This window comes from Moraxella sp. CTOTU47579, from assembly GCF_032004885.1.
Lineage (GTDB): Bacteria > Pseudomonadota > Gammaproteobacteria > Pseudomonadales > Moraxellaceae > Faucicola > Faucicola tetraodonis.
In genome coordinates, this window is sequence record NZ_DALZOJ010000014.1 from 16,694 (window position 1) to 35,539 (window position 18,846).

Below are 18,846 nucleotides of genomic sequence, written 5' to 3' on the forward strand. Positions count from 1 at the left end.
TTATGCCTCTGTGGCGGGCTTCGCTGAAGTCATGGACTCAGAATCTGCGGTGGCTAGCGAGGCAGACGCCAATTCGCTATCGTGTAATCCTTGGGCAAACAAGCGACCCAATAGATTAACATCATCGACCCGCGCATAGTTGAGACGGGTGACAAACGCCAAGCGGCGATGCGGACCGGCTTCATTGAGCGGCACTAACGACACATTGGCAGTTTGCTGGCGCACTTGCCCAGCTGCCATTTGCGGGACTAGCGTGGTGCCCATACCGCTGATAGCCATTTGAATTAACGTATGCAGGCTCGCTTCACTAAAGGCGTGTTTGACGCGGCTTTTATCGAGGTGACACACCGATAGCGCATGATCGGTCAAACAATGTCCTTCGCCTAGCAGCATCAAGTTACTGTTGGCTAACTCATCAGCATTGATGCTGGGTAAGTTGGCATGTTTACTGTCTTTAGCAAATACCGCCAAAAACGTCTCTGACCAAAACTCAAATGATAGCATGCCGTCAGTATTGTAAGGCAGCGCAATAATGGCGGTATCAATCGCGCCATAACGGACTTTTTCAAGCAGTCGCTCAGTTTGTTCTTCTACCACATTGAGCTGAAACTGTGGGAATTGTTGGCGCAGTAGCGGCAATACCTTGGGCAGCAAAAACGGCGCAATGGTTGGGATAATACCAATCGTCATCGGATAGGCGAGCGGGGTTTGGTGCGTCTGGGCGCGGGTCACCAAATCATTGACTTCGGCAAATATCCGCGTGGCTCGCTCAAGAATTTCCTCCCCAATCGGGGTGATTAGCACTTGTTTGTTGTTACGCTCAAAAATTTGGGTATCAAGCTGCTTTTCCAGCTCTGCAATCCCTAAGCTTAACGCAGATTGTGAGATATTACACTCTTCTGCTGCCCGTTTAAAATGCTTGTATTTGGCAACTGCCAATGCAAATTCTAATTGTCGTAATGTAATCATGGTTTGAATTTTAACCTTTAAAATAGCGTAAAATTTTCGCTAACGCGTTTTAGTTAAAGATAAATAAAAAGATAAAAAGGTAAAAAAACTGACGGCTACCCTAGCAAACAACACGCAAAAGATGCATGCTAAAAACTTCAATGAACCGAATCATTTCAAATTTAGTTTACCATTTTTGTGTGCTTTTACGAGTGGAATATTTTTTAATCTATCATTAATTTGGTTTTGGTATTGAATTCATTATCGAGTCTTTCAAAATAATTACAAGATAGCCTAAAGATTGAAACTATAAGGCAAAACTATCAAGGTTAATTTAAAAAATTAATCAATAAATTAAAAACTTTAAACTAGACTCAATCTTAAATTGTACTAAGATAAACCCATCGATAACAACGTTTGATGGGTAAAAAACAGCAACCGACTATAGCCTAACAAGCTAGAAGCCTAAAAAGCTAGGTTGCCAATGACATCAAATTTGTGTTATCAATATAGCACTCACTGATTTGGTTTTGCCAAGTGGTGATGTTGCTAAATTTTAATCACAACAATAGCTTATATAAGGAAAAATCCATGGCTGCAATTATCAACCAAACCATTCCAGAATTCAAAACTCAAGCATATGTGAATGGTGAATTCAAAGAAATATCATCAGATGACGTTAAAGGCAAATGGGCAGTGTTTTTCTTCTACCCACATGACTTTACTTTTGTTTGCCCAACTGAACTTGAAGACATGGCAGACCATTACGAAGAAATCAAAGCATTAGGCGCGGAAGTTTATGCGGTATCGACAGACACCCATTTTGTACACAAAGCATGGGCAGATGCGTCACCTGCAATCGCTAAAGTAAAATACCCAATGCTTGGCGATGGTACTGGTAAAATCACTCGCGGCTTCAACGTGATGATTGAAGAAGACAACGCTGCCCTTCGTGGTACTTTCTTGGTAGACCCAGACGGTAAAATCAAAGTGGCAGAAATTCATGACTTAGGTATCGGTCGTTCTGCCAAAGACTTAATCCGTAAAATCCAAGCCGCTCAATACGTGCGTGACAACGACGGTGAAGTATGTCCAGCGGCATGGGAAAAAGGTAAAGAAACCTTAAAACCAAGCCTAGATTTAGTAGGTAAAATCTAATCTTGATGGTCTAATGTTTCATTGACTGACAATTAGATAAAATTAAAAACCTCAAATTGAAAGATTTGGGGTTTTTTTATTCAACTACTGTTGTTAACAATGATAAAATCAGCTTCTTTGAAGCTTGAGAAAATAACCATGGATAGCGCACAAACCACTCACCAAACTGGCAGTCAGACCACAAGTAGCCATTATGCCTTGCTGTGGGCAGGGGCAGCTGTGTCAATCGCTGAGATTTTGACGGGCACCTACCTTGCGCCATTGGGGTGGGAGCGTGGCTTGTTAGCCATCGTCATTGGGCATATGATAGGCGGCGTGCTATTTTTTTTAGTCGGCTATATTGGGGCAACCCAACGCAAAAGTGCCATGGAAACAGTGAAGGGTAGTTTTGGTTTTCAAGGGGGGATGCTTTTTGCTTTGCTAAATCTTGTGCAATTGGTCGGTTGGACAGCCATCATGATTTATGATGGGGCATTGGCGGTCAATGGGATTTGGGGTATCGGACAAGCGGCCTGGTGTGGCGTGATTGGTGCGCTGATTGTGCTGTGGCTATGGATGGGCAACCGCTTCTTTGGCAAAATCAATGCGTTGGCCGTAGCTGGGTTGTTTATGTTAACGCTTATTTTGTCGTATAAAATATTTGAATTGAGCACGGGACATACGACAGCGACAAAAGACATGGCAGCAGCGATGAGCTTTGGGGCAGCGGTGGAGCTCGCGGTCATTATGCCATTATCATGGTTGCCACTGGTGAGTGATTATACTCGCCATGCGCAAAAACCTTTGCAAGCGACACTCGTGAGCACCGTGAGTTATGGGGTGATGAGTGCGTGGATGTATGCGATTGGACTGGGCATGGCCTTGTATACCCAAACGTCGGATTTTGCCCAAATGCTGTTACAGCTTGGATTGGGCGTGGCAGGGTTATTGTTGATTGTGCTCGCGACAGTGACAACCACGTTTTTGGATGCGTACTCGGCAGGTGTGTCGGGTGTCTCGCTGTGGCAAAAACTTCCAGAAAAAGGCTTGGCAATTGGCGTTACCCTCATCTGTACTATCGCAGCGATGTTGTTTCCCATGGATGATATCACTGAATTTTTATACTTTTTAGGCTCGGTGTTTGCGCCAATGGCAGCCATTCAAATTGTGGACTTTTTTATTTTAAAAAATACCGATATTAAACAGCGTTTTAATGTCAAAAATTTGATTGTCTGGGCGATTGGTTTTTGCTTGTACCGTTATTGGCTTGCCCATCCACTCGATATCGGGAATACCTTGCCGGTGATTATGGTGACGATGCTATTATGCTTCTTGGTTAATGTATTCACAAAAAAATAATGCCGTCAGCCACGCTTAAACCAATTTTTTTACAGTCCAATTTTCTTAAAGTAGGGTTGATTAGTTGATTTAAGCCTTACACTCGCTATCAATAGCAAAAGCCCTGTCACAACGAACAGGGCTTTAATCAAAAAATCGAATTTAGCTTAGAACTTATTTATTTTTATTGTCTTCTAAGATTTTGTAGATTTCATCTTTTAATTGCAGTTTTTGTTTTTTTAATGCTTCAATTTCGTCGTCACGGCTGCCTGCTGCAACAGGATCTTTTTCTAGGTTAATGATTTGAGCATCTAATTCGTTGTGTTTATCAAATAATTTTTCAAAGTGTTTATCAGAAGTTTTTAGTTTGCTAATAAGTTCGCGATGTTCTGGAAACATAGTCCTTTCCTTTTTTTGGTTGTATGTGAAAAATAATGCAAAGGGGTCAATACATAAGACAAATTTGATTGAGTTTGTTTATTGCATTTGTCTTATTAGCATTGTAACGAAAAATTGTAGGGTTGACTATACGCTAATCGGTAACAATTGGTGAGGGGAAAAAGCCACACTATCAATGCACTTAAGTAATTTATGTATTAATATTTTGTTATATAAAATAATAAACGTTTTGTTTTTTAAAACATAGCTATCAGCTTTCTTAGATTGTCAAAGCCCACAAAAATCACAATAATAAGGTTAACACAATGACTTACCCAATGACTAGAAGGAAAATACTATGTTAGATCAAGGTTTATTAGATGCAGTAAAAAGTTATAGCGAACGTATGACTCGCCCGATTGAGTTTGTGTTGGGTGAGGGTGAACATGAACAGCGCGCTGAACTGGTGGATTTTTTGACCCAAATTGCAGGCACTACTGATAAGATTAGTTTGAGTCAACAATTCGATGCCAATCTATCACCGATGAGTTTTAAAATCCGTAGCCAAGACAAAGATACGGGTATCATTTTTAGTGGTATTCCAGGTGGTCACGAGTTTACCTCATTGATTTTGGCTATTTTACAATCAGGTGGCAGTGAGCTCAAACTTGACCCAGGTATTCAAAATATCATTAAGGCGATTAAACAACCGCTAAAATTTGAAACTTTCGTCTCGTTGTCTTGCCACAACTGTCCAGACGTGGTGCAAGCGCTAAACCAATTTGCGTTACTCAATGACAACATCAGCAATGAAATGATTGATGGTGGTGTGTTCCAAGACATGATTAACGAGCGCAATATCCAAGGCGTACCTGCGGTATATTTAAATGGCAAACCTTTTGCCAATGGTAAAATTGACACTGCCAAACTCATTGAGAAACTGCAACAGCAATATCCAGATTTGATGAGTGGTGCCGCAGCAGCCGAACAGCTTGAGCAGCAAGATGTGACCATCATCGGTGGCGGACCTGCGGGTGTGGCGGCAGCCATTTATGTGGCACGTAAAGGCTTAAAAGTGACCATGGTGGCTGATCGTATCGGTGGGCAAGTGAAAGATACCCAAGATATCGAAAACTTGATTTCAATCCCATTGACCAATGGTAATGAATTATCTGCCAATTTTGTCAAACATATTACCGCTTATAGTATCACGGTCAAAGAAATGGTAAGCGTGACATCCATCACCGAAAATTCTGCACAAATAAATGAGCAAGGCGAGGATAAGCTAACCTACCAAATTACGCTCAATACCGGTGAAAGTTTTAGCACTCGTGCGATTATCGTAGCGACGGGGGCAAAATGGCGTAAGCTTAACATCAAAGGTGAAGATGAAAATATCGGTAGCGGCGTCGCATACTGTCCGCACTGTGATGGTCCGTTCTTTAAAGGTAAGGACGTGGCAGTTGTGGGCGGCGGTAACTCAGGGATTGAAGCGGCAATTGACCTAGCAGGCATTGTCAAACACGTGACGGTGTTAGAATTTGCTGACACGCTCAAAGCAGACCAAGTATTGATTAATAAAGCCAAAGAGCGCGATAATATCGATATCATGACAAGTGTAGCGAGCCAAGAGGTTAAAGCAACTGATGGTAAAGTCAGTTCGCTGATTTATCAAGACCGTACCACCGGTGAAAACAAAGAATTGCCATTATCTGCTATCTTTGTGCAAATCGGACTGGTGCCAAACTCGGAAGTGGTCAAAGATTTGGTACAGGTGACCAAATTTGGTGAAATTGAAATCAATGAGAAATGCCAAACCAACAAACCCGGAATTTTTGCCTGTGGTGATGTCACTACCGTGCCATTTAAGCAAATTAATATTGCGATGGGCGAAGGTAGTAAAGCGGCACTCAGTGCGTTTGAATACCTCATGTTGCAATAATTTTTTAATTATTTTTCAAAAAAAGCCAAACGTCATAGTTTGGCTTTTTTTTTGGCGGCTAATTTTTTTTGGCGAGTAACTTTTTTTGGCGGGCAATATGGTGTTGCCTTGTCAGTCTATATTGGTGAGGTAGGCATACCAGCCAAAATCCGCTACAATAACTTGCAAACTATCATAGCGATTTAAAGGAATAAATCATGACAACAGCAAATACGTCATCCATCAAGCAGGTGACGGTAGCGGGCGGCGGCGTACTGGGTTCTCAAATCGCCATGCAAAATGCCTTTTTTGGCTTTAACGTCACAATCTTTGATAAAGAACCCGAAAAGGTGAAAGGGCGCATCGTAAAACTCATGCCCATCTATGCCAAATTCTATGACAAAAGCCCAGCACAAGCCCAAGTAATCACCGATGCGATTCGCTATGTGACTGACTTAGGCGAAGCGGTGGCACAGGCTGATTTGGTGATTGAAGCCTTACCAGAAATCCTTGATATCAAAAATGAATTTTATAAGGCCCTGGCAAGTGTAGCCCCAAGTGACACGATTTTTGCCAGTAACAGCTCAACGTTGATTCCTAGCCAAATGGTCGAAGCCACAGGTCGTCCTGATAAATTTTTGGCGTTACACTTTGCCAACCGTATCTGGGTGAACAACACCGCAGAAGTCATGGGCTCAGCGCATACTGACCCGGCAGTATTTGACAGCATTGTTGCTTATGCCAAAGCCATCGGCATGGTGGTGTTACCCCTCAATAAAGAACAGCCTGGCTATATCTTAAATACCCTATTAGTGCCTTTTTTAAATGCCGGTATGCACTTGTATGCCAATGACATTGCCGATCCCCAGACCGTCGATAAAACCTGGATGATTGGCACAGGCGCACCGATGGGACCGTTTGCCATGATGGATATCGTAGGGGTTAATACCATTGTTAATATCAGCCAGCAAAAAGCCAAAACAGGCTCAAAAACTGCCGAGCGGTTTATCCAAAAACTGCAAACCGAACTGATCGATAAAGGTCGCACAGGGTTTGAAGTGGGGAAGGGTTTTTATGATTATCCAAACCCGGCTTATAAAGACCCTGATTTTTTAAAATAAACCTCAAAAAAGTTTAAAAGTCAGTATTTAAAAGTCAGTAGATGACAAAAGCCTATTGACCTAACATGGGCTTGGTTTTTTTATTGCGGCAGCACCCACGGCTAGCACTTGCCAAAGCCAACAATTTACCCCAAAATGATAAAAAATTGTTGCCAAAAATCCCCGATGAAGCCGACCACCGCCCAACAAGTCAACACCTTATTATATTATTTGCAGACCAAGCAGACACCGCCGTTTGAGATACTGTTTTGGGAAAACTTGCAAAAGATTGACTTTGATTATTCAGCCAACAGCCTACAACAACTCAGTCGGTTTTTTGCAGCAATGGCAAAACGCCACATTCAATTGCCACAATTATTGGCACACCAAAGCGGGCAAGCACTTATAGTAGCGCTCGCCGCTTATATTGCAGACTATTTAGCCAAAACCACCGGGCAAGCGATTGCTTGGTATGACTATGACAGGATGTCAGCACAACTGGCACGGCAAAATAAGTACCCCGCCCAGTCACAGTTACCTGCCAATTTTTACGCGTCACTCACGGCGCGTATCGGGCACAAAGTCTATTGCCAACCGCTTAAGCTATTACCAGATTTGCTGCAGGGTAAAGATGTGTTGCCACAGTTTATTGCCCAGATGACGCAGACCCTCTATCAGCAATCGCAAGTCAACTTATTGCAATCGCCTGAGGCAGTGTGTCAGGGCTACTTGGCAAAAGTGAAAACAGGCAAACTACAAGACGACGCTATCGCATTTTCTACCTATTTGGCAGCAGTGAATTTTGATTATAGCCGTGATAGTTTGGTGCAAATTGATGAGGCATTATCGGCTATCCAGCAGGCGTTTGGGTTTACGCAAGCGGATTATCTGGACTTTTTGCAAGATGCCTCACGTCAAGCATTTTGCTATTTGCTGGGGTTTTATATTGGCGTGACCAGCAGTCGCTTGGCAAATGCGCCCGTGCGCTGGGTATCTTTTGCGCAGATGTATGACAGCTTGGGCGAGGCGTTTGCTGAATGCATTGAGCATAGTTTTGTGCTGCTGTTTGAGGACTGCTATCGCACGCCGATGCTGGTAGTGACCAATCGCTTATTTGGACTTGCTAGCAATTTTCCGACCACCGCTGCTGAGTTTGCGGATATTGTGCAGCGGCAAAATGCAGGTCACCTAGCGGTTTATCCTTATCAAGACGCTGTGAGCGCTACCGCTGACTTGCCAGCGCCTTGGACGTCAGCCATGCAGGCGGCGGGTGCGTTGGTGGCGTCTGTGCTATCAAGGCTATCACAAGGTGAGCCGATTTTACCTTGTGTGTATCAAGCCCATAGCAGCGACAATACAGGGGGTGAATTAACCGCATTTAATCCATCAAATATTGCGCTGTTATCACTTAGTGATACGGATTTAGATACAGACATAGACAAAAACACAAACATAGAAACAGATACAGACACGCTGATTGATAGCCTCTACCAAACGCTGCATCAAAATCCACAATTAGCCACCATAATCGTTGGCTGTTTTGATAGCTATACCAATTTGCCGATGGGGCGCACTGAAGGGATCGTGATTGAGATATGGGTGTATGAAAACCCTCGCTTACAGTTGCAGCTTGTGTTGCCGTATCAGTCCGCGAATGATTGGCACAGTCTAAAAATTTATCCGTTAGTCAGTCATCAAAACGGCGCACAAACAGCGCTTACCTCGGAACAGATAACCGCGTTAACCACGCACTTTTACCAAGCACTGCTAAGCACACCTTCAACACAAAATACCGCGGTTAAAACGCTGTGGCAAGATGCCTATGTCAATCAACTTGATAGCTGGGTATTACCGCCCAAAGACCAGCGTATCCAGCAACAAAACGCGCAGCTAGTGACGCATTTTGATTTTGCGCTATTGCCGGTACTTGATAATCAAACCAATGTGAATATTGCAGATTTTGACTATAGCAGCATTGATTGGCTCAGGTTTGATTTGGCCAAACATATTTTGCAAGCCAGCCACCACGAACAAAGCTATTTGCAGGTATACGTCAGTGATAAATTGATTAAAGATGAACTGTATCGGCAAGTAGAAGCGACTGAGAATTTATATCGCTATGGCAAAGTGGTGTGGGGTGTTGTGATAAAATCTGATGTGGCGTTAACCCAGCCTATGTCAGAAGAAGAACGCGACACGCCTTTTACCAACCATCGGATTAGTTGTGCCGACATTTTGTTTGATCCAAGCGGGCAAGCAAGGGTAGAAGACTTGCAAGCCAAGGCAAGTCAATTAATGGATGCGATTGGCACAGTCAATCAGCCGACAAATGCTGCACCGGACGTGGCGTTTTATCAATTACATTACCAAGACGACACATCTAGGGTGTTTAATTTGGCTTATCCAGCCAGTATCGCAGCGACAAACTATCGGATAACTACCAGTTGGATTTGGCGGCGTCATTTGCCCAATGGCATGTTATCAAACAGCATAGTGCCCATTATCATTCATACTACTGCTTACCAAAATAAAGCCGAGCAGGGCGAAATTATGGTATTGCCTAGCCAATTATGGGATAAAGCCTATTATCATTACTGGCTAAGCTTGGCTTATGAGCAATTTGGGCAAGATTATGATTTACTTCCCTATATCCACTGGCAGCAAAAATACGCACAGGATAGCACCGATGCCGCAACCCAAAAGCGGCTATGGCCAAAATTTAAACCCAATCGAGCATCCAATCGAGCACCTAGCCGACAACAAAGTTCAGCTATCGTGTTGTCAGACAAGCTAGAAAACCCCATGTCAGCTACTGCTAAGCAACAGGGCAGTATGCAACAAGCGACTATTCAACAAGCCACTATTCAACAAACGACTGGGCAAAAACTTGCTGATGTGAAGCCAACTTTACAGCCATCGATAGAGTCAACATCACAGGTAGCCCAGACACCAAAAGCGCCGCCACCAGCCTCACTATCCAATGAATTGACGCAGCAACTCATGAATGACAAGCTGCGCTTACAAACCCAATTATCCACCAAAGATACAGCAAAAGATAAAAAACTCCTGGTGATTGCTCTCGGTGGGATGCTTGTTTTGATCATCTTGGTGATACTGGTCAAAATAATGCGATAAATTTGCCCAATTTTTATTTGAAAAAAGTCAGCATACACATCAAAAGGTCATAAAAATTTGTTATGCTAACGGTCTGTAAGTTGGATTATGACAACAAAAAGAAAGATAGGGATACAATATGAAAATTATTGCTGATGGCAATATTGCTCATTTAAGCGATTTTTTTAATGAACACACTTTAGGGCGACCCATCGAATTGATTGCGATGGCAGGGCGTGAGATTGACGCGGCTGTGATAGATGAGTATCAGCCTGATATTTTGCTGGTACGTTCCGTCACGCCTGTCAACAAGCTGTTATTAGACAACAATAAAAGCGTCAAATTTGTCGGTAGTGCCACCATCGGCATCGACCATGTCGATGTGGAGTACCTCGCCAAGCGCGGTATCATTTTTGCCCATGCCGCTGGCTGTAGTAAGCATTCGGTTGCACAATATGTGGTGGCAGCGATTGCCAATTTGCGCCCTGATTATTTATTCAAACCCATCAACCTTGGCATTATTGGGGTGGGCAATATCGGTAATACGCTAGCGCAATATGCGATTTCCTATGGCTGGAATGTGCTGGGCTATGACCCACTCAAACCACCGTCGGTGGTGAACAACGCCAAACTTGAAACTGTGCTGCAAGAAAGCAATGTGATTAGCTTTCACGTACCGCTGACGCATGCGCACAACAGCTCATATCCCACCCATCACGACTATCTGATGACCCAAGCACGCTGGCAAACCGTATCCGACACTGCCATTATCATCAATACCTCGCGCGGTGAAGTGCTCGGTCGTGATGATATTGTTGCAAGCCCGAATGTGTGTGTGCTCGATGTGTTTGAACACGAGCCCAATATCGATGCAGAGCTGCTCAAAGCCTGTAGTATCGTCACCCCGCATATCGCAGGTTATACCCTAGAAGGCAAACTTAGGGGCACACAGTTTGTCTACAATGCCTTATGCAAATATTTACAGGTTGCCCCAACCGTTGATTTTCATACCTTGATGCCAGCTGAAGTGCCGCTGTTTCAAAAAGTGCATAACCCACTCAAAGACCACGAGCGCCACCAACTGCTCAATAAAATTCCTGTGATGTATGATATCAAAGCCGATGACAAGCGTTTACGTAGTGTGGCAAATGCAAACGGTGATATTGAAGGCAAAGACTTTGATAACCTGCGTAAAAATTACCCGCTGCGCCGTGAATGGCAATCATACGTGTTTAAAATTTGATAAAAATATTCACCGTGAGATAAAGCAAAAATAGCAAGTATGGGAAAATACTAGCTATTTTTTTTGGGTCTGCTAATATTGTCGCAAATCCACCTATCCAAACTGCTATGTCAACCACTTATCAACCTACTTGCACCCTACAAACCGCCCAAGCCCGTGCTGCGATGTACGCCACCATTCGCCAATTTTTTGCCGAGCGACAGGTGCTAGAAGTGCAAACCCCAGTGATGTCACAGGCGGGCAATACCGATATATTTTTGCAATCCGTCTCTAGCAATGTCACTGTGGCCGACCATCCAACAACCTATTATCTGCACACCTCACCCGAATTTGCCATGAAGCGTCTATTGGCAGCTTGGCAAGTACCGATGTACCAAATTTGCCCCGTGTTTCGCGACAACGAAATTGGCAGCCGCCACAACATTGAATTTACCATGCTCGAATGGTACCGTCCCAATTTTAGTTTGGATGAACTGGCAAAAGAAACCAATGATTTGGTGTCCGCGGTACTCGGCTATCCGGTGATTTTTGACCATTATCGCTATGTGGATGCCTTTATGGATTTTGTCAAAATTCATCCCTTCAATGCCAGTTGCGATACCCTCAAAGCCATCGCCAAAGATAATGATCTTAACATTGATTTGGGGGAGGATCACCAAGGCTGGTTAGATTTATTATTTAGTCATTTGGTGGAACCTAATTTGGGAAAAGCGCTACCGACACTCATCTACGATTATCCTGTCGCCACTGCCGCCCTCGCCAAGACAGTCACAGACAAAGATGGCAATCGGGTGGCGAGACGCTTTGAGCTGTATATCAATGGTCTTGAAATCGCCAACGCGTATGATGAGCTGGCTGACGGACAGGCGCTGCGTCTGCGCTTTGATGAAGATAATGTGGCGCGTAAAAAACGCGGGCTACCTGTGATGCCAATTGATGAGAACCTGCTGGCAGCTTGTGATGCCCTGCCAGCTTGTAGTGGCATTGCGCTTGGCATCGATCGACTGCTGATGATTAAAACGGGCAAAACCCATATCCGCGATGTCATCGCTTTACCCACCCCTCACGCCTAACAGCAGTGAACTCAAAAAATAGGAATTGATATGAAACTTTGGCATTTATTTTTGGGGCTGGTGGCAGGCTTGGGCATCCCGATTCAAGCAGCGATTAATACTAGATTGGGCGCAATGTTTGGTGGTCAACCGCTAATGGCCGCATTCGTATCGTTTACGGTTGGCGCACTATTATTATTGGTGTCTTTGCTATTTGTCGATTGGCAAGCGGTGCAATCGGGTCTATCAGACATGCAAATCAGTGACTGGTGGAAATGGCTTGGCGGTGCGCTGGGCGCGTTTTTTGTCTTTGCGTCGATTTTTTTAGCGCCAAAAATCGGTGTTACCAATACGGTGTTTTTGTTTATTTTAGGTCAGCTGGTCATGGGCATGGTGGTGGATAGTTTGGGTTTATTTGGTATGCCTGTGAAAACCCTACATTGGAGTAAATTTTTGGGGATTGTATTGATGCTGGTGGGCGTATCATTTTTTATGTTTGGACAAAAATGGTTTGCTAAGTCGTCATAAGGCTATTTTTAGGTCAATGTTCAAATCCAATTGCTAATTGATGGATGTAGTCATTGAATTTGTGTTCATCTTGCGAAGCAATCATAAAGGCATTGGGAATAGACTCATCTATACTCAATAACATCACCACACCGAAATCCTCTGCTTGAAAATAGCGCTCATGCGGCTGCCGCAGTTCGGTGATTTCGCTGGCTAAACTTTGTAGTTTTTGTGCCAAATTCTGTGGGATTGTGATCCCATCAAAATCATAAATTTGGGCATGGTGTTTTAATCCCCCATTGACGCCATTAATAATCGCTTGTGCCAGTAAGAACTCCGCTAACGGTAATTCATCAAACCAATGAATTTCGCTTTGTTCAATCGCATCAAAATTGCGGCTCATTTGCACCATCGGGTTATGCTGCTTTTTTGGGCTTAGGGCATCTATATGAATGCCCCAAACGGCATCATCATCGCAGGTTTTGCCAATGACGAGATGGTCGCCCAAGCGTTCTAACGGCAATAAGCCAAGGTGATTAAAGCCACTATTGAGACTAGCAATATTGCCTAAAGCCAATAAATAATGATACAAACCTGCAGGTAATTGAACGCCCAAGGCCTGCTCATTTTGTTCAATCATCGCCTGACTGACACCCAGCGGTTCGGAGTGATTTTCCAGTTGATACAATAACTTAATAGCACTAATAGGGTTTAGCATAATCAACTAGCGAATCCAAGCATTCAAAATATTGGCAAAGGCTTGTTTGTCTTTGTTGCTATAGGGCGCTTGTCCACCTTGTTGACTAGGCTCAAGTACGCCTGTACTACGCATGGTATCCATAAAATCGCGCATATTAAGCTTTTGCTTGATGTTGTCTTTGTCATACACAAAACCGCGAGACGTGACTACCTTGGCGCCTTTTTCAATGCAGTCATTGGCAAGTGGGATATCGCTGGTGATGACCACATCACCCGCCACACAGTGCGCTGCGATATAGTCATCCGCTTTATCAAAACCGCCTTCGACCACTGTCATTTGCAAAACTGGCAAACGCGGCAAAGCAATGCCGCGATTGGCGACAAAAATCGTGGTCGTCTGCGTGCGCTCCGCGGCTTTGATGATGATTTGCTTGGCAATATTGGGAATTGCGTCAGCGTCTATCCACAGAGTAATTTTTGCTGTCATGGCTTTCACTAAAAAGGATTAGTCATCTAGCAAATCAAGCTGTTTGGCAGACTGGAATAACACGTTTGAGCGGTTGCCCGAACGGCAGAACATAAACACGGGTTTTTCTGCTTGATTAAAAATCTCGGCAAACTGCTCAACTTGCTCACGGGTTAATTGACCACCAACGACCGGTAGATAATGATAGGCGAGCCCTGCTTGCTGTGCTTTAGTAGCGATATCTGTTTGCAGCGGTTGGTTGGGTTCTTCGCCATCGGGGCGGTTATTGATAATGGTTTTAAAGCCCTGCGCGCCGATTTTGTCAACTTGCTGTGGCTCAATTTGACCATAAAAAACAGTATTTTTTGGCATGTTGTGTTTCCTTATAAAGTTAGCGTTGATTATTCATGTTTTTACTGACTACGACAAGTATATTTATTGGGTTAATTGTTTAACGGCTTGTTGCGTACTTAAAAATACCTTGCCGGTTAATTTTTGAATCACATCGGTTTTTTCAATCACATCCATCACAGGCCCTTTGACTTCCGAAAAATGTAGGGCGATAGCTTGAGCCGCCAAATTTTGGTTCAAATTGATGAGCATATCTTGTGCCGTCAAATCGATATGATTGACTGCCGACAACATCAGTACCAGATTTTTAGCCTGTGAATGACTGGCAATCGCTTGCTCAATAAACTGTAGTACGGACTGGGCATTACCATAAAACAGGCTTTCATCAATACGAATGATCAACAAATCATCAAACTGGGTCACTGGATGGCGTGCAACATTACGAAAATGCCCGGTATCACCAATTTGACCCACAATCGCCATATGCGGGTGGCTGGTTTGCCAAATCAAGCCTGCAAATGAGGCAAACAGCCCCAGCACCAAGCCAATATTTAGCCCAAACAATAACACACCGGTGAGTGCCACGCCAAATGCTAGCGCATCGAGTTTGTCATAGCGCAGCGCTTGCTTGAGCGTTTGTACATCAATCAGGCTGATAATCACTGACATGATCGTAGCGCCCAATATAGCATAGGGGAGTGGCTCTAAAGTCTGGCTAAAAAACAGCAGCGCCAATGCCATCACCAGTACCGATAACATACTGGCAAGGGGACTTTGCGCGCCCGCATCGACATTTACCGCGGTGCGTGAGAAGCCACCGACAATGGTAAACGACTGAAAAAACGCCCCTGCGATATTGGCAAAACCCAACCCTTTGAGTTCCAAATTGGCATCGTAAGCTTCATGGCGTTGTCGGGCAAATGAGCTGGCAACCGAGTTGCTAGAGACAAACGCAATCAGCGCCATCAATCCTGCTGCAGGTAATAAATTGATGAGTTCAACGGGCGAAATCTGATAAAACGGCAGCACAAAATGCGGCAAACCACTGGGTACATCCGCCACCGTGCGAATACCGATAGCGGCAAAGTTGCCAACTTGACTGGCGATAATGCCGATTGCCAGTACCCCAAGGGGTAACATACGCGTGATGACCTCAATGACTTTGGCAGATAATAAAGGCTTGAGCCAAGTTTTAAGATAATAGCGGTTGATAATTAGTACGGTGAATGCCGCAATGCCAACCATCAAGGTGGGCACGTGCAACTCACGGCGATGAAACAGAAAAGTTTCAACATTCTCTAGCAGTGAATTGCCACTGATCGCGATACCCGTCACATATTTGATTTGCCCGACCAAAATCAAAATTGCCGCGCCACTAATAAACCCTGCCGTCACGCCACGGCTAATAAACTGGGTAATCCAGCCGAGCCGAAACACGCTTGCTAGCCACAATAGTGCCCCTGTTATCAGCGCCAAAAACGACGCCATAATAGCGTAATGCATGGGCGGCAACTCGTTATAGGGCTGCAGCGCTTGTGCGGTCATAATCGCCGTAATCGCCACAGGACCGACGGCATTGACCGAGCTTGCGCCAATCCACGCATACACCAGTACCGGCACAATCGCTGAGTATAAGCCATATACAGGGGGCAACCCTGACAGCATGGCATAACCCAAACTTTGCGGAATCACCAAAATACCCACGATAATACCCGCCAACAAATCTTGACTGAGATTTGCCTTGTTATAGTGCGTTACCCAGTGGGGTAAACATCGCAAGTTGGCTGCATGTAATGGCAAGGTGGTTATCCCGATACAGTGGTTATTCCAATAAATTAGCGTCCGATAAATTGGCAGGCTGGTTATAGCTTTAGACTTAATTATTTTGTCTGACAAAAGCGATCATACAGTACATTGAGGATTGCTAAGGCATCCTCACTGGCGACTGAATAATAGATTTGTTTGCCCTCGCGGCGGGTGTTGACCAAACCATCTTTACGCAAAATCCCCAATTGCTGCGACAGACTTGGTTGACCCAGTCCCACTTTCTCTTCAAGCTGGCTCACACAATGCTCACCTTGTGTTAATTGACACAGCAGCATCAAGCGGTCAGGATGAGATAACGACTTTAACAAATGGCTGGCTTTTCCTGCAGCAGCGTGCATTTGATGGAGCATGGTTGCATCCATCGATACAGGCGCATCGGGCTGCGGTTCGGCAATTTCAGACATGACTTTTCCCCCAAGGTGTTTTGATGGCTGATACGCAATGCCTGATACTAAGTGCTGCTACCATCAAACTTATCACATAATTTTAAAATAAATAAACGTTTGTGCCAATACAATATATTGAAAAACATATTATAAAATAATATAATGAATTGAGCAACGCCTTGCAATGCGGCTATTATACAAAAGTATAAAGTGTTTTTTCAGTTGAAATTGCCATAAAGATATGCCAAAAGCGTTTTTAGATAACAGGAAAACTTATGAACATTCATTCTTTTTTAGACAACGACACTGAAACTTTTACCCACGTTCTAGTTGATGAAGCTAGCAAACACTGTGCCATCATCGACCCAGTATTGGATTTTGACCCTGCAGCCGGCAAAATTAGCTATGACAATGCCAATAACGTTATTGGGTTTGTCAAATCACAAGGGTTGACCTTGGACTATATCATCGAAACCCACGCCCATGCCGATCATTTATCGTCGGCGCCTTATATCAAAGCGCAATTAGGCGGTAAAATAGTGATGGGTAAATATATCGATAAGGTGCAAAAAACCTTTAAAACCATTTTTAACTTTGACGACCTAGCCACCGATGCCAGTCAATTTGATATTTTGACTGAGGAAGGCAGCGAGCTAACACTGGGTGATTTGAGCATTATAGCCATGCATGTACCGGGTCATACCCCAGCCGATATGGCATATAAAGTGACGGATAAAAGCGCAGGCACTGAAAAAATCGCGGTATTCGTCGGTGATACTATTTTTGCCCCTGATGTCGGCTCTGCACGCTGTGACTTTCCTCATGGTAGTGCCGAGGATTTGTATGATTCGATTCAGCGTTTATTAGCCTTGCCCGATGATACCCTGCTGTATCTTTGCCATGATTACCCACCCAAGGGCGGGCGTGAGCATATCGCAACGGTTTATGTCGGTGAGCAAAAATTACGCAACATTCATGTCAAACAAGGCACACCTAAAGCAGAATTTGTACGAATGCGTAACCAACGTGACAAAACACTTGCAATGCCACGTTTGATTTTGCCATCGGTACAAGTTAACATCAATGCAGGTGAATTGCCAAAACCAGAAGACAATGGCGTTCACTACCTTAAAATTCCCTTAAATCAATTATCATAAAATAAGGAAAATAATAAATGAAAACCAACGTGGGAAACAAAGAACGAGTCGTGCGTGTTGTGGCAGGTCTAGCTTTACTAAAATCAGCGAAAAGCAAAAAGATGAAAATGCTTGGCTTAATACCCTTAGTATCGGGTGCGACAGGTCATTGTCCTTGTTATAGCAAGCTTGGCATCAACACCGCCAAATCAGCAGCAGATAGCAAAAAGCACGCTAAAGCGCGATCCAAAGACCATGCGAAAGCTAGCGCTGATGACAAAAGCACCGTGATTGACAGTGTCATGCAAACAGCTGAAACCTTAAAAGAAACAGTTCAAGAAAAAGCAGCCACGCTTAAAGAGACTGCTCAGGAAAAAATAGAAGAACTTGTAGACGCCAAGAAAGCTGACCATGCAGACAAGGCGGAAAAGTCAGAACAATCAGAAAAAAAAGAGGCTTAATCTAGGCGGCTTTAATTTAAGCGAATGTGACATTCGTTATAGCCTAATAAAAGACTGAGAAAAGGCATCCGTTTGGGTGCCTTTTTTCGTTATACTAGCTTTTATCATTTTCAAGACAAACACAACTCAATGAAAAATACAGCGGTCAAATTTTGTGGCTTTACCCAACTTGAAGATATTACAAATGCGGTCAATCTTGGCGTGGATGCGGTGGGTTTGGTATTTTATGAGCCAAGCCCGCGAGCAGTGACCGCCGAGCAAGCCTGTGAGCTTGCTAAAGCGGTGCCTGCGTTTACCACGGTGGTGGCATTGGTGGTCAATATGCCCGAGCAAGAATTGGTTTATCTATCGCATCACGTGCCGTTTGATATCGTGCAGTTTCATGGTGATGAATCGCCGCAAGAATGCAAGCTGATGGCGGATAGAATCAATAAACGCTGGATAAAGGCATTACGTATCAGCCATGATGACACCACGGAGACGATTGTCACCCAAATCCAAGAACTTAAAGACTTTGGCGCGTGTAGCGTGCTACTTGACGCCTATCATCCCGATAAATTTGGCGGAACGGGCGATAGTTTTGATTGGGATAAAATCCCTAAAAACTCACCTTTACCGATTATTTTGGCGGGGGGACTCACTGCAGATAATGTCGGCGAGGCGATTGCCAAAACCAATGTCTATGGCGTGGATGTCAGTGGCGGGATTGAGTCAGCAAAAGGCGTTAAAAGTTTGGCGAAAATGCAAAAATTTATTGAACAAACTCGCAAATAAATCCTGTA

General features: G+C 44.1%; 18 protein-coding genes. 11 read left to right on the forward strand and 7 right to left on the reverse strand.

What is annotated here, in order from left to right:
• Complete coding sequence (locus RTP55_RS09120; RefSeq protein ID WP_203171522.1) at nucleotides 1-969, reverse strand: hydrogen peroxide-inducible genes activator; 969 nt, start codon at nucleotides 967-969, stop codon at nucleotides 1-3.
• A gap of 570 nt (nucleotides 970-1,539) precedes the next feature.
• On the opposite strand from RTP55_RS09120, the gene ahpC reads away from it, so the two are divergent.
• On the forward strand, nucleotides 1,540-2,106 hold the full coding sequence (gene ahpC, locus RTP55_RS09125) for an alkyl hydroperoxide reductase subunit C (protein WP_076774574.1): 567 nt from the start codon (nucleotides 1,540-1,542) through the stop codon (nucleotides 2,104-2,106).
• Nucleotides 2,107-2,244: 138 nt separating this feature from the next.
• Nucleotides 2,245-3,444, forward strand: a complete 1,200-nt coding sequence (gene cytX / locus RTP55_RS09130) for a putative hydroxymethylpyrimidine transporter CytX (RefSeq protein ID WP_312385694.1) — start codon at nucleotides 2,245-2,247, stop codon at nucleotides 3,442-3,444.
• A 153-nt stretch (nucleotides 3,445-3,597) separates the two neighbouring features.
• Here the strand turns inward: cytX and RTP55_RS09135 are convergent, their stop codons facing one another.
• On the reverse strand, nucleotides 3,598-3,822 hold the full coding sequence (locus RTP55_RS09135) for an HP1242/YdcH family protein (protein WP_007116424.1): 225 nt from the start codon (nucleotides 3,820-3,822) through the stop codon (nucleotides 3,598-3,600).
• Nucleotides 3,823-4,159: 337 nt separating this feature from the next.
• Between RTP55_RS09135 and ahpF the strand changes: the two genes are divergently transcribed.
• The 6 genes from ahpF to RTP55_RS09165 all read left to right on the forward strand — a co-directional run bounded on the left by ahpF (nucleotide 4,160) and on the right by RTP55_RS09165 (nucleotide 12,759).
• Nucleotides 4,160-5,743, forward strand: coding sequence for an alkyl hydroperoxide reductase subunit F (gene ahpF / locus RTP55_RS09140; RefSeq protein WP_159675962.1), 1,584 nt, complete (start codon nucleotides 4,160-4,162; stop codon nucleotides 5,741-5,743).
• Between the two features lie 197 nt (nucleotides 5,744-5,940).
• The gene (locus RTP55_RS09145) at nucleotides 5,941-6,843 is read left to right on the forward strand and encodes a 3-hydroxyacyl-CoA dehydrogenase (protein ID WP_312385696.1); all 903 of its coding nucleotides are present in this window, start codon (nucleotides 5,941-5,943) and stop codon (nucleotides 6,841-6,843) included.
• 165 nt (nucleotides 6,844-7,008) lie between these two features.
• Nucleotides 7,009-9,957 carry a hypothetical protein gene (locus RTP55_RS09150; RefSeq protein ID WP_312385697.1) on the forward strand — a complete coding sequence of 983 codons (2,949 nt, stop codon included), beginning with the start codon at nucleotides 7,009-7,011 and terminating at the stop codon, nucleotides 9,955-9,957.
• A 118-nt stretch (nucleotides 9,958-10,075) separates the two neighbouring features.
• The gene (locus RTP55_RS09155) at nucleotides 10,076-11,179 is read left to right on the forward strand and encodes a 4-phosphoerythronate dehydrogenase (RefSeq protein WP_312385698.1); all 1,104 of its coding nucleotides are present in this window, start codon (nucleotides 10,076-10,078) and stop codon (nucleotides 11,177-11,179) included.
• Nucleotides 11,180-11,286: 107 nt separating this feature from the next.
• Complete coding sequence (epmA, locus tag RTP55_RS09160) at nucleotides 11,287-12,252, forward strand: EF-P lysine aminoacylase EpmA (protein ID WP_203171530.1); 966 nt, start codon at nucleotides 11,287-11,289, stop codon at nucleotides 12,250-12,252.
• Between the two features lie 30 nt (nucleotides 12,253-12,282).
• Nucleotides 12,283-12,759, forward strand: a complete 477-nt coding sequence (locus RTP55_RS09165; RefSeq protein ID WP_312385699.1) for a DMT family transporter — start codon at nucleotides 12,283-12,285, stop codon at nucleotides 12,757-12,759.
• 13 nt (nucleotides 12,760-12,772) lie between these two features.
• Here the strand turns inward: RTP55_RS09165 and RTP55_RS09170 are convergent, their stop codons facing one another.
• The 5 genes from RTP55_RS09170 to RTP55_RS09190 form a co-directional block, all read right to left on the reverse strand.
• Nucleotides 12,773-13,456 carry a hypothetical protein gene (locus RTP55_RS09170; protein ID WP_312385700.1) on the reverse strand — a complete coding sequence of 228 codons (684 nt, stop codon included), beginning with the start codon at nucleotides 13,454-13,456 and terminating at the stop codon, nucleotides 12,773-12,775.
• Nucleotides 13,457-13,462: 6 nt separating this feature from the next.
• Nucleotides 13,463-13,912, reverse strand: coding sequence for a YaiI/YqxD family protein (locus RTP55_RS09175; protein WP_312385717.1), 450 nt, complete (start codon nucleotides 13,910-13,912; stop codon nucleotides 13,463-13,465).
• 30 nt (nucleotides 13,913-13,942) lie between these two features.
• A complete protein-coding gene (locus tag RTP55_RS09180) occupies nucleotides 13,943-14,275 on the reverse strand; it encodes a protein tyrosine phosphatase family protein (RefSeq protein ID WP_159374305.1) in 333 nt (110 codons plus the stop codon).
• A gap of 63 nt (nucleotides 14,276-14,338) precedes the next feature.
• Nucleotides 14,339-16,054, reverse strand: a complete 1,716-nt coding sequence (locus RTP55_RS09185; RefSeq protein ID WP_312385702.1) for a SulP family inorganic anion transporter — start codon at nucleotides 16,052-16,054, stop codon at nucleotides 14,339-14,341.
• Between the two features lie 80 nt (nucleotides 16,055-16,134).
• A complete protein-coding gene (locus RTP55_RS09190) occupies nucleotides 16,135-16,485 on the reverse strand; it encodes a metalloregulator ArsR/SmtB family transcription factor (RefSeq protein ID WP_409418434.1) in 351 nt (116 codons plus the stop codon).
• Between the two features lie 257 nt (nucleotides 16,486-16,742).
• Between RTP55_RS09190 and RTP55_RS09195 the strand changes: the two genes are divergently transcribed.
• The 3 genes from RTP55_RS09195 to RTP55_RS09205 all read left to right on the forward strand — a co-directional run bounded on the left by RTP55_RS09195 (nucleotide 16,743) and on the right by RTP55_RS09205 (nucleotide 18,838).
• Nucleotides 16,743-17,624, forward strand: a complete 882-nt coding sequence (locus RTP55_RS09195; protein ID WP_312385704.1) for an MBL fold metallo-hydrolase — start codon at nucleotides 16,743-16,745, stop codon at nucleotides 17,622-17,624.
• 17 nt (nucleotides 17,625-17,641) lie between these two features.
• Nucleotides 17,642-18,064, forward strand: a complete 423-nt coding sequence (locus tag RTP55_RS09200) for a YgaP family membrane protein (protein WP_312385706.1) — start codon at nucleotides 17,642-17,644, stop codon at nucleotides 18,062-18,064.
• Between the two features lie 129 nt (nucleotides 18,065-18,193).
• On the forward strand, nucleotides 18,194-18,838 hold the full coding sequence (locus tag RTP55_RS09205; RefSeq protein WP_312385708.1) for a phosphoribosylanthranilate isomerase: 645 nt from the start codon (nucleotides 18,194-18,196) through the stop codon (nucleotides 18,836-18,838).
• Nucleotides 18,839-18,846: the final 8 nt, after the last annotated feature.